A 12,014-nucleotide genomic window follows, 5' to 3' on the forward strand; every position below is an offset into this window, starting at 1 on the left:
CCGCCCACCCATCAACCGCGGCACCCGCCGCCACACTGGCGGAATCCTCAACACCAACAACACCCCACCAATCCCCGCATAGATCGCCCACTCCTTCAGATCCGAACGCACGATCCACAAGAAATGCAGCAACCCCAACCCGAGAATCACATAAACCAGCCGATGCAGCTTCTTCCACCGCGCCCCCAGCCGCCGCTGGCTATACCGATTGGACGTGACCGCCAACGCGAACAACCCAAGGAAACCCAGCGCACCCACAATAATGTAGGGCCGCTTGCGCAACTCCACCCCGAACTGCCCCCAGTCCAGACCGAGGATGAACACCAGGTAAGAAATCAGGTGCAGCACTATATAAGCAAAGCACCACAACCCCAGCTGACGACGCACCACGATCCACCCCGACCACCCGGTAAGCCGCTGCAGCGGCGTCATGCTCAAGGTGACCAGCAGAAACACCAACGCCCCCAACCCAAGCCGATCCATCATGATCTTCCCTGGATCAGGCCCGAGCAGTCCCATGGCAGCCTCATAGAACCACCACAACGGAAACAGGCACCCGACCACGAAGATCGCCAAGCGAAACCCGGGATAGCGCATCAGTAGTTCTTCCGCAGATCGAGCCCGGTATACAGCGACGCCACTTCATCGGCGTAGCCATTGAACATCAGTGTGTCGCGCACATTGGGGCTGAACAGACCACTGGGCAGCCGCCGCTCCCGCGCCTGGGTCCAGCGCGGATGGTCGACGGTCGGGTTGACGTTGGCATAGAAGCCGTACTCGTCCGGCGCCAGCCCCTGCCAGGTGGTTTGCGGCTGCTCCGCCACCAGGCTGATGCGCACGATCGACTTGATGCTCTTGAAACCGTACTTCCACGGCACGACAAGGCGCAGCGGTGCACCGTTCTGGTTGGCCAGCTCCCGTCCGTACATGCCTACCGCCAAGATCGCCAGCGGGTTCATCGCCTCATCCAGGCGCAAACCCTCCACATAGGGCCAGTCGATCAGGGCGAAGCCCGATCGCTGCCCTGGCATGCTCTTGGGGTCCTGCAGGGTTTCGAATCGGATGTAGCGCGCTTTCGAAGTGGGCTCGACCTGCTTGAGCACCTCGGATAAAGGAAAGCCCAGCCACGGGATAACCATCGACCAGGCCTCGACACAACGCAGGCGATAGATACGCTCCTCAAGCTGGTAGGGTTTGATGAAGTCCTCCAACGCATAACGGCCAGGCTTGGCCACTTCGCCATCAACCACCAGGCTCCAGGGCTCGGTTTTCAACGACCCAGCATTCGCCGCCGGGTCGCCCTTGTCGGGCCCGAACTCGTAGAAATTGTTGTAGTGGGTAGCATCCTTGAACGGCGTGATCGACTCGCCGCTCACGGTCACTGCCTGCCAGTGGGTCGCCGCCAGCTTGTCGGTAAACCAGGCAGGCGCGTTACCGGCGGCGGCATCGGCATAACGCGACGGCTCGGCGGCCGCCCCCAAACGCGGGAGTGCGCCCAGGGCCAAGCCGGCCACGGCACCACCCAGCAGGGTACGACGTGAGAAGTAGAGGTCTTCAGGGGTGATCTCTGACGACTTGCAGTCAGAAGAACGGGATAGCTTGATGAGCATGGCGGCTCCACAGTATGGGCAACTGATGTACCCATAAGACTATGGAGCCGGCAGGTTATTCCGCGATTAAATCATTCAGACTTTGCGACGACGGCCACGCAGCAGGTACTGCACCGGGCCGGAAATCGCGTAGCCGAGGAAGATCAGCAGCAGGATGCGCGGTGGGTCGCTGAACACCACGGCGAACACCAGCACCACGGCGAGGATCGCAACGAACGGCACACGGCCCTTGAGATCCAGCTCCTTGAAGCTGTTGTACTTGATGTTGCTGACCATCAGCATACCCGCGGCCGCCACCAGCAGCGCCACCAGGAACGACAGTTTGGAACCCTGGATGCCGTAATCGCTGAAGGCCCACACGGTACCGGCCACCACACCGGCCGCGGCCGGGCTGGCCAAACCGATGAAATAGCGCTTGTCGGCGGTGCCGACCTGGGTGTTGAAGCGCGCCAGGCGCAGCGCGGCGCCGGCCACATAGATGAAGGCGACCATCCAGCCGACCTTGCCCATGTCGCCCAGTGCCCAGCCGAAGGCCAGCAGCGCCGGCGCCACGCCGAAGGCGACCATGTCCGACAGCGAGTCGTACTCGGCACCGAAGGCGCTTTGGGTGTTGGTCATGCGTGCCACGCGGCCATCGAGGCTGTCGAGCACCATGGCGACGAAAATTGCGATCGCGGCAAAGGCGAAATACTTGCTCGCCTCGCGCGGGTCGCCGGCGCTCTGCGCGCTCATCGAGCTGATGATGGAATAGAAGCCGGCAAACAGGTTCGCGGTGGTGAACAGGTTGGGCAGCAGGTAGATACCGCGGTGGCGGACCTTGCGCCCTTCGGCATCGTGGCCTTCTTCGACATGCTCATCGACAGGTAGCAGGCTTTCGGCGTCGGAGGGCTTGTTCGGCTCTTCGGGACGTTCGCTCATGAAAAGTACCTTGCAACAGGGTGGAATATGTTCGACATGGGCTCGCGAAACGGGTTCTGACGGCGAGCCACTGGTCGCTTTATACCAGAAGCTGGCCGCGCAAACGAAAAAACGCGGCCGAAGCCGCGTTTTTCATTTATCGAAGCAGGACCTTAGTTCTTGGTCTTGTCGACGATCTTGTTGGCCGAGATCCACGGCATCATCGAGCGCAGCTGCTCGCCGATGATCTCGATGCCGTGGGCGGCGTTGTTGCGACGCTTGGCGGTCATCGATGGGTAGTTGGTGGCGCCTTCGCTGATGAACATCTTCGCGTACTCGCCGTCCTGGATACGCTTCAGGGCGTTGCGCATGGCCTTGCGGGATTCTTCGTTGATGACTTCAGGGCCGGTGACGTACTCACCGTACTCGGCATTGTTGGAGATCGAGTAGTTCATGTTGGCGATACCGCCTTCGTACATGAGGTCGACGATCAGCTTCAGCTCGTGCAAGCACTCGAAGTAGGCCATTTCCGGCGCGTAACCGGCTTCGACCAGGGTTTCGAAACCGGCCTTGACCAGCTCGACGGTACCGCCGCAGAGAACGGCCTGCTCACCGAACAGGTCGGTTTCGGTCTCGTCCTTGAAGGTGGTTTCGATGATGCCGGTACGGCCACCGCCCACGCCCGAAGCGTAGGACAGAGCGACGTTCTTGGCGTTGCCCGAAGCGTCCTGGTAGATGGCGATCAGGTCAGGGATGCCGCCGCCTTTGACGAACTCGGAGCGAACGGTGTGGCCCGGGGCCTTCGGCGCGATCATGATCACGTCGAGGTCGCCACGCGGCACGACCTGGTTGTAGTGGATCGCGAAGCCGTGGGAGAAGGCCAGGGTAGCGCCCTTCTTGATGTTCGGCTCGATTTCGTTCTTGTACAGCTGGCCCTGGAACTCGTCCGGGGTGAGGATCATGACCAGGTCGGCGGCAGCGACGGCAGAGGCAACGTCGGTCACTTTCAGGCCGTGGGCTTCGGCCTTGGCGACAGTGGCCGAGCCTTTACGCAGACCGATGGTGACATCCACACCGGAGTCCTTCAGGTTGCAGGCCTGGGCGTGGCCTTGCGAACCGTAGCCGATGATGGCGACTTTCTTGCCCTGGATGATGGAGAGGTCGCAGTCTTTGTCGTAGAAAACTTTCATGAAAATACCCCTGGTTATATCTCGGCCCCTGCGGAGCCATCGCTAATTTTTGAAGTTAGATGCTGAGCACTTTGTCGCCACGGGCAATGCCGGTGACGCCACTGCGCACGGTTTCGAGAATCGATGCGGTGCCGATGGCCTGGATGAAGCTGTCCAGTTTGTCGCTGGTGCCGCTCAGTTGCACGGTGTACACGCTGGCGGTCACATCGACGATCTGGCCACGGAAGATATCCGTGGTGCGCTTGATTTCGGCACGCTGGGCACCGGTGGCCTTGACCTTGACCAGCATCAGTTCGCGCTCGATGTGGGCGCTTTCCGACAGGTCGACAAGCTTGACCACTTCGACCAGCTTGTTCAGGTTCTTGGTGATCTGCTCGATCACTTCGTCATGGCCAACGGTGGTCAGCGTCAGACGCGACAGGGTCGGGTCTTCGGTCGGTGCCACGGTCAGGCTTTCAATGTTGTAGTTGCGCTGGGAGAACAGGCCGACCACGCGAGACAAGGCACCGGGTTCGTTTTCCAGCAGCAAGGAGATGATGTGCCGCATATCAGGTACGCTCCGTCTTGCTCAGCCACATGTCACGCATCGAGCCGTCCTTGATCTGCATCGGATAGACGTGCTCGGTCCGGTCGACCGCGATGTCGATGAACACCAGGCGGTCCTTCATCGCGAAAGCCTCTTCCAGTTTGGGCTTGAGGTCTTTCAGGCTGGTGATGCGGATACCCACATGGCCATAGGCCTCGGCCAGCTTGACGAAGTCCGGCAGCGACTCGACGTACGAGTGCGAGTGACGACCGTTGTAGGCCATGTCCTGCCATTGGCGGACCATGCCCAGCACACCGTTGTTCAGGTTGACGATCTTCACCGGCAAGCCGTACTGCATGCAGGTGGACAGCTCCTGGATGTTCATCTGGATGCTGCCTTCACCGGTCACGCAGGCCACGTCCTGGTCGGGGAAGTTGAGCTTGACGCCCATGGCCGCGGGGAAACCGAAGCCCATGGTGCCCAGGCCACCGGAGTTGATCCAGCGGTTGGGTTTGTTGAAACGGTAGTACTGCGCCGCGAACATCTGGTGCTGGCCCACGTCGGAGGTGACGAAAGCGTCGCCTTTTGTGACTTCGCACAGGGTCTCGATCACCTGCTGCGGCTTGATGATGTTGCCGTCGCCCTTGTCGTAGGGGAACAGCTCACCGTCGCCGCGCCATTCGTCGATCTGCTTCCACCAGGCATCGATCGCGGCCTTGTCGGGCTGCTCGCCGATCTCTTTCAGGATGGTGAGCATTTCGCTCAGCACGCTTTCGACCGGGCCGACGATCGGCACGTCGGCCTTGATCATCTTGGAGATCGACGCCGGGTCGATGTCGATGTGGATGATCTTGGCGTTCGGGCAGAACTTGGCCGGGCCGTTGACCACGCGGTCGTCGAAACGCGCACCGACAGCGAAGATCACGTCGGCGTGGTGCATGGCCATGTTGGCGGTGTAGCTGCCATGCATGCCCAGCATGCCAAGGAACTGGCGATCGGTACCGGGGAAGCCACCGAGGCCCATGAGGGTGTTGGTGACCGGCAGGTTCAGCGACTTGGCGATGTCGGTAAGGGCTTCGGAGCCGCCACCCAGAATTACGCCACCGCCGGAGTAGACGATCGGGCGCTTGGCCGCGAGGAGCATTTCGGCCGCCTTGCGGATCTGGCCGGAGTGGCCGCGCACGGCGGGGCTATACGAACGCAGCTTGACCTTTTTCGGGTAGATGTACTCGAACTTCTCGGCCGGGTTGGTCATATCTTTTGGAATGTCGACCACTACCGGGCCAGGGCGGCCGGATTGCGCAAGATAGAACGCTTTTTTCAGGACTTCGGGGATTTCCGAAGCGTGTTTGATCATGAAGCTGTGCTTCACGATCGGCCGGGAAATACCGATCATGTCGGTTTCCTGGAACGCGTCGGTACCCACCATGGTGCTGGGCACCTGGCCAGACAGGATGACCATCGGGATGGAGTCCATGTAGGCGGTGGCAATGCCGGTGATGGCATTGGTCGCGCCCGGCCCGGAAGTCACCAGCACCACGCCGGCCTTGCCGGTGGCACGGGCATAACCGTCCGCCATATGGGTGGCAGCCTGCTCGTGACGAACCAGGATGTGCTGGACTTCCGGTTCCTTGAACAGGGCATCGTAAACATGAAGGAGAGCACCACCAGGGTACCCGTAGATGTGCTTAACGCCTTCGTCACGCAAGAAGCGGACGACCATCTCAGCGCCAGATAAAAGCTCCACGTTGTTCACCTCTAAAACGCCAGAATACCGCCCTCACTGAGCGGGTCTTAATAGGTTTACTGCCAAGCAGAGCATGAGCGAACGTCAGCACTGACTGAGCAAGTATTGGGACTGCCCTGGTGTGTTGCGGGCCTTCCCACCCAGCGCGAGGTAACGCGTTGCGGGGTGTTACAAGTCGGCGCGGGTGTGCGCCTCATGATCTGCTTAGCGGGTCTGCTTCTGGCAGTCCCTCTACAGCGGAATCTGGATTCTTGTGATTCGGCGCGCACAAGTCAAGAGAAATTATTGCCAAATTTTCGACAAGATGAATTCCTGCAACCACTAAAAAGGCGCGCAGCAGCAGAATAATTAAGATTTCCATAAAAAAGGGCCACAATCTGCGGCCCTTAAAGGAAAAAGAGAAGAAATCAGGCTGATGGGCTGATCAATTGATCGAATGCTGCCAGCAACCGCCGTAGTTCGCGGCTTTGTTCCGGCCGGTCGACAAATACCGTTTCCGCCATCACCAGGATGCCGGAGGCATTGGGCAGTGGCTGACCATGCTCGAGGATCAGCTTCATGCGCGGCAGGAAGATCCACTGCAGCCACTGTTCGAAGGCCATGCTGTCGACCGCGAACGGCACCGCGCTGGCCAGCGCTTCTGCACTGGGTAGCGCATCGCTCCACCAGCCCTGGACCTTGAGCTCGCGCTCGATCAGCAGCAGGTGGTCGGCGATGTCGAGGATGCGCTGTTCCATCACAGGTTGACCCGCGCCTTCTGCCGCGCCAGGGCCGCGCCAGCGCTGTCACCCTGTTTCTCGCGGGCCAGGGCGATGGTGCTCCACAGCTGCGCCTGCAGGTCGGGACGGCCGTTGGCGTAGGTCAGGGCACGGCGGGCCAATTGCTCCGACTGCGCCGCGTCACCTTGCGACAGGCGCACCTGGGCCAGGCGGAACAGCACCTGCGGCTCGCGCGGGGCAATGCGCTGGGCACGCTCCAGGCTCGAGGCGGCGCCGTTGAAGTCGCCACTGCCCTGCTGCTGCTGGGCGGTGGTCAGCAATGCCAGTACCGGGCCGTCGAGCTGTTCGTCGGCGGACAGGCCGCCGCCGGAAACATTGCCCCGCGGAATGCCGGTTGGCGCGCTGCTGACCGGCGCCGGGTTGCTCATCGACGCGATGTCGAAGGGCTCATCGGCGACCGGGTTGGGGTTGGTCGCGATCGGGGCGCTGCTGACCGGGCCCGGTGTGATCGGGCCGGTGCTGATCGGTGCCACGCCGCTGCCGGCCGGGAACGACTGGATCGGCGCGCCGCCGGTGCCCTGCGGGATCATCACGGTCACGCCGGAGTCCTCGGGCAACGCCTGTGCCTGGCTGCTGCCGCCGCTGGTCGGGTAGGCCGAGGTGCGGTTGGCGGCAATGCGCTCGCTGTTCGAAACCCGGGTGCTCGAATCGACCACCGGAATGTTGCCACGCGGGACGCTGGTACAGCCGTGCAGCACGCTGACTGCCGCCAGGGCAGGTATCCACCACTTGTTCACTTCACACCCTCTTCAGAAGCTCGTGCTCAATTCATCCAGCCCTTGACCCAGTCCATCACCGACTCGGCCGGGTTCTGCTCGCCACCACAGGTGGCGCCAGCGGCCGGTTCGCTGCCGCGAATATACGGCATCTGCACCGCTCCCGGACAGCTGCCATCGGAACCTTGGCCGCTGTAAGGGTCGATCCACGACTTCACGACGTTGTCCGGCTGCGGCATGTCCAGCGGCAGCGGGTCGGCTTTTTTCATGAAGCTGGTCCATACCTGCAACGCACCGGTGGCGCCGGTGAACGGTGTCTTGCCGTTGTCGTCGCGGCCAAGCCAGACCACCGCCAGCAGGTCCTGGCTGAAACCGGAGAACCAGCTGTCACGCGAGTCGTTACTGGTGCCGGTCTTGCCCGCCAGGGTCAGCGAGCTGGGCAGCACGCTGTACACCGAGCGCCCGGTACCTTCACGCATCACCCGCTGCATGGCGTTCTGCACCAGGTAGATGGCGCCCGGGTCGAAGGTCTGCTGGATCTGGAACGGGTAGCGCTTGAGCGGCTCGCCTTCGGCGGTAAGCACGCTGCGGATACCGCGCATCGGGGTGTTGAAGCCGCCGTTGGCGATGGTCTGGTACATGGTCGCGACCTGCATCGGCGACATGCCGCCGGCGCCCAGCAGCATCGACGGGAATGCCGGCCAGTCGACCTGCACGCCCAGCCGGCCGATGGTCTTGATCACATTGGGCACGCCCACTTCCAGGCCGAGCTTGGCGGTCGACAGGTTGTAGGAGTTGGCCAGGCCCTGGTAGAGGTAAATGGTGCCGTGCGGGCGGCGGTCGTAGTTCTGCGGGCGCCACACCTGGCCGTCGGCGCCTTTGACCGAGAACGGTTCGTCCTGCACCCAGCTGGTCAGGGTGTACTTGCTCGGTTGTTCCAGGGCGGTGAGATAGACCGCCGGCTTGACCAGCGAGCCGATCGGCCGCACCGCATCGATGGCGCGGTTGAAGCCGGCGAAGCCCGACTGGCGGCTGCCGATCAACGCCTGGACTTCACCGGTCTCCGGGTTGGTGACGACCATCGCCGACTCCACCTCGTCGGCGCCCTTGCGCCCAGCCAGGCGCTTGAAGGTCTCGCTCATGGCGGTCTCGGCCTTCATCTGCAGGATCGGGTCGAAACTGGTGAAGATGCGCAGGCCTTCTTCGGTCAAGTCTTCGTCGCGGTAGTCCTGGCGCAACTGACGCTTGACCAGGTCGAGGAAGGCCGGGAACGAGCTGTCGGCCAGGCTGCCGCGCTTGGTCACGCCCAGCGGCATCTTCTTCGCCGCGTCGACCACGTCCTGGCCGACCACGCCTTGCTCGGCGAGCAGGTCGAGGACCAGGTTGCGCCGCTGCAACGCGCGCTCGGGGTAACGGCGCGGGTTGTAGTAGGACGGCCCCTTGACCATGCCCACCAGCAAGGCGATCTGGTGCAGCTTGAGCTCCTGCAGCGGCTGGCTGAAGAAGAACTGGCTGGCCAGGCCGAAGCCGTGCACCGCGCGCTGGCCGTCCTGGCCGACGAACACTTCGTTCAGGTACGCCTCGAGGATCTCGCGCTTGTCGTAGTGCACTTCGAGCAGTACGGCCATCATGGCTTCGGTCAGCTTGCGGCTGAGGCTGCGCTCGTTGGTGAGGAAGAAGTTCTTCACCAACTGTTGCGTGAGGGTACTGCCGCCCTGGCGCATGGCGCCGGAGGAGGTGTTGACCCACACGGCCCGGGCGATGGACTTGGGCGAGACACCGAAGTGGCTGTAGAAATCGCGGTCTTCCGTGGCGATCAGGGTTTCCAGCAGGTACGGCGGCACCTGGTCGATCTTGATCAGGATGCGGTCTTCGAGGTTCTTCGGGTAGATGCCGCCGATCATCAGCGGCTCGAGCCGCACCACGTCGAGCTTGCCGCCGTTGGCGCCGCTGAGGCCCGCGACGTAGTCGCCGGAGAAGCGCACACGGACGTACTGCGCCGGCTCCATGCCCTCGTAGAACTGGAAGCCACGGGTATTGAGCTCGACATCGTTACCGTTGACCGACGCCGCGCCTGGGCCGTTGGCCGCGCTTTCGCGGCGGTAACCCAGGGCGTCGAGCTCGGTGAGGAAGTCGTTGCGGCTGAGTTTCTGGCCGACGAACAGTTCCAGCGGCCGCGCATACACCTTGGCCGGGATGGTCCAGCGCTTGCCGGAGAACTTCTCCTGCACGGTGGCATCGAGATAAACCGCGAAGCCGGCGATCACGACGAGGCCGACCAGGCTGAGCTTGAGCGCCCAGCCCAGCCAGGCGCGGGCGCGGCCGGTCGGGCGTTGTTTGGGGGTGCGGGAATTTCGGGTACGTGTCATGGCGGCGGATTATACGCACTTTGGAAAAGGGAGGCAGGCGCCCCGCGGCGGTTTGCAGGGACGGCACCATTGACCATAATGGCGGATTCGAATTCCCTGCCCCCCCAGAAAAGGAACCTCCGTGAGCCAAGCCCTGATCAGCGCGCTGCAGAACCCTGCCCTCTATCCACACCCCGTCGAGGGCTTCCAGCTCATCGAGACGCACATTTCCTGGGTTCTGCTCACGGGCGAGTTCGCCTACAAGATCAAGAAGCCGATGAACTTCGGCTTCCTCGACTTCACCGGCCTGGACCAGCGCGGGCATTTCTGCAATGAAGAGCTGCGCCTTAACCAGCGCCTGACCGACGGCCTGTACCTGGAAGTGTTGCCGATCACCGGCAGCGCCGAGGCACCACGGCTGGGCGGTGAGGGCGCGCCGATCGAGTATGCGCTGAAGATGCGCCAGTTCCCCCAGGGGCAGATGCTCAACACGTTGCAGGCCAATGGCGAACTGAATGCCGGCCACATCGACCAGATGGCCGCGCAGATCGCTGCCTTCCACCTGCAGGCGCCGAAGGTGCCGGTCGATCACCCGCTGGGCACCCCGGACGCGGTCATGGCGCCGGTGGAGCAGAACTTCGAGCAGATCCGCCCATTCCTCACCGACAAGGCCGACCTGCAACAGCTCGACAACCTGCAGGCCTGGGCCCAGGACAGCTTCAAGCGCCTGCATGGCCTGCTCGAGGCGCGCAAGGCCAACGGTTTCATCCGTGAATGCCACGGCGACATCCACCTGGGCAACGCCACCCTGATCGACGGCAAGGTGGTGATCTTCGACTGCATCGAGTTCAACGAACCGTTCCGCCTGACCGACGTCTACGCCGATATCGGCTTCCTCGCCATGGACCTCGAGGACCGTGGCCTGAAGTGCCTGTCGCGCCGCTTCATCAGCCAGTACCTGGAGCTGACCGGCGACTACGAAGGCCTGGAGCTGCTGAACTTCTACAAAGCCTACCGCGCCCTGGTGCGGGCCAAGGTCGCCCTGTTCAGCATGCCGGCCGAGGCCGACGGCGTGCAGCGCGCCACCACCCTGCGCACCTACCGCAACTACGCCAACCTGGCGGAAAGCTACAGCGCCATCCCGTCGCGCCTGCTGGCCGTGACCCATGGCGTTTCGGCCGTGGGCAAGAGCCACGTGGCCATGCGCCTGGTCGAGGCGCTGGGTGCCGTGCGCGTGCGCTCCGACGTCGAGCGCAAGCGCCTGTTCGGTGAACAGCCGCAAATTAATGCCAGCCAGTTGCAGGCAGGTATCTACGACAAGGACGCCAGCGTGGCCACCTACCAGCGCCTGCATGCGCTGGCGGCGACCATCCTGCGCGCCGGCTTCCCGGTGGTGCTCGACGCCACCTACCTCAAGCACGATCAGCGCAAGGCCGCGGCCGAGGTGGCCAGCGAGACCGGCGTGCCGTTCCTGATCCTCGATTGCCAGGCGCCCGAAGCCGTCATCGCCAGCTGGTTGGCGCAGCGCCAGGCCGAGAACGTCGACCCCTCGGATGCCACTCTGGAGGTGGTCCAGGCCCAACAGGCCAGCCGCGAGCCACTGGACGCGGAAGAGCTCAAACGCAGCAAGCGCGTCGACACCCAGGAAAGCGCCAGCATGGACCACCTGATCGAGCAGATTCGCCAGTACCTGCCCGGCCTTTGAGGCATCAGGCGTGAAGCAGTCGACAGTTCACGCCTGAAGTTCGGCGCCTGCTCAGTGATGTCATTACAATATCATCACACCCACGAGGAGGCGCCGCCATGAACCAACCCCGCCAGCTGGACAACGTCCTGTACACCATGGTGCGCGACGAGAAGATCGCAGCCTTCAACCGCGAGAAGCCCGTGGACACGCCCATCGACTTTCGCGGTGGCGATTTCCGTGGCCTCGACCTGCGTGACCTGGATGTGCGCGGCATCGACTTCACCGACGCGTACTTCCGTGCCGCCGACCTGCGTGGGCTCGACCTGCGGGAGAACGGGATGGAGGGGGCGAGCCTTGCCCATGCGCAGATCTCCGGGACTTACTTCCCCAGCGAGCTGAGCGCCGACGAGATCCTCATGTCGGTGAAGTTCGGCACACGCATGCGCTATCGCACCGCCCGCTGACCCCGAGGTTTCCTGTAGGAGCCAGCCTTGCTGGCGAACCGTCTCTCGGC

The 12,014-nt window shown here is 62.9% G+C and carries 11 protein-coding genes; 2 read left to right on the top strand and 9 right to left on the bottom strand.

The annotated features are described in order from the left end of the window. The 9 genes from msrQ to mrcB form a co-directional block, all read right to left on the bottom strand. Positions 1-597: protein-methionine-sulfoxide reductase heme-binding subunit MsrQ (msrQ, locus tag P5705_RS11725; protein ID WP_277461028.1), on the bottom strand; the 597-nt coding region annotated here is incomplete at its 3' end. Continuing rightward, positions 597-1,610 carry a protein-methionine-sulfoxide reductase catalytic subunit MsrP gene (gene msrP / locus P5705_RS11730; RefSeq protein WP_277461029.1) on the bottom strand — a complete coding sequence of 338 codons (1,014 nt, stop codon included), beginning with the start codon at positions 1,608-1,610 and terminating at the stop codon, positions 597-599. The genes msrQ and msrP, both read right to left, overlap by 1 nt. Positions 1,611-1,685: 75 nt before the next feature. Beyond that, entirely contained in the window at positions 1,686-2,528 is an 843-nt protein-coding gene (gene pssA / locus P5705_RS11735; RefSeq protein WP_011535734.1) for a CDP-diacylglycerol--serine O-phosphatidyltransferase, read from the bottom strand. A 152-nt stretch (positions 2,529-2,680) separates the two neighbouring features. Then, a complete protein-coding gene (ilvC, locus tag P5705_RS11740; protein ID WP_277461030.1) occupies positions 2,681-3,697 on the bottom strand; it encodes a ketol-acid reductoisomerase in 1,017 nt (338 codons plus the stop codon). A 55-nt stretch (positions 3,698-3,752) separates the two neighbouring features. After that, positions 3,753-4,244: an acetolactate synthase small subunit gene (gene ilvN, locus P5705_RS11745; protein ID WP_003250040.1), complete on the bottom strand. Its 492-nt coding sequence runs from the start codon at positions 4,242-4,244 to the stop codon at positions 3,753-3,755. A gap of 1 nt (position 4,245) precedes the next feature. Continuing rightward, positions 4,246-5,970 carry an acetolactate synthase 3 large subunit gene (locus P5705_RS11750; protein WP_277461031.1) on the bottom strand — a complete coding sequence of 575 codons (1,725 nt, stop codon included), beginning with the start codon at positions 5,968-5,970 and terminating at the stop codon, positions 4,246-4,248. A 407-nt stretch (positions 5,971-6,377) separates the two neighbouring features. Continuing rightward, on the bottom strand, positions 6,378-6,710 hold the full coding sequence (locus P5705_RS11755; RefSeq protein WP_277461032.1) for a YqcC family protein: 333 nt from the start codon (positions 6,708-6,710) through the stop codon (positions 6,378-6,380). Next, a complete protein-coding gene (locus P5705_RS11760) occupies positions 6,707-7,486 on the bottom strand; it encodes a tetratricopeptide repeat protein (RefSeq protein WP_277461033.1) in 780 nt (259 codons plus the stop codon). Before P5705_RS11760 ends, P5705_RS11755 begins: the two co-directional genes overlap by 4 nt. 26 nt (positions 7,487-7,512) lie before the next feature. Then, on the bottom strand, positions 7,513-9,834 hold the full coding sequence (mrcB, locus tag P5705_RS11765) for a penicillin-binding protein 1B (RefSeq protein WP_277461034.1): 2,322 nt from the start codon (positions 9,832-9,834) through the stop codon (positions 7,513-7,515). Between the two features lie 121 nt (positions 9,835-9,955). On the opposite strand from mrcB, the gene P5705_RS11770 reads away from it, so the two are divergent. Together P5705_RS11770 and P5705_RS11775 are read left to right on the top strand one after the other, a co-directional pair. Then, positions 9,956-11,518: an AAA family ATPase gene (locus P5705_RS11770; protein WP_277461035.1), complete on the top strand. Its 1,563-nt coding sequence runs from the start codon at positions 9,956-9,958 to the stop codon at positions 11,516-11,518. 98 nt (positions 11,519-11,616) lie between these two features. After that, the gene (locus tag P5705_RS11775) at positions 11,617-11,964 is read left to right on the top strand and encodes a pentapeptide repeat-containing protein (protein ID WP_240064799.1); all 348 of its coding nucleotides are present in this window, start codon (positions 11,617-11,619) and stop codon (positions 11,962-11,964) included. Positions 11,965-12,014: the final 50 nt, after the last annotated feature.

Source organism: Pseudomonas entomophila (assembly GCF_029478665.1).
Classification (GTDB): domain Bacteria; phylum Pseudomonadota; class Gammaproteobacteria; order Pseudomonadales; family Pseudomonadaceae; genus Aquipseudomonas; species Aquipseudomonas entomophila_F.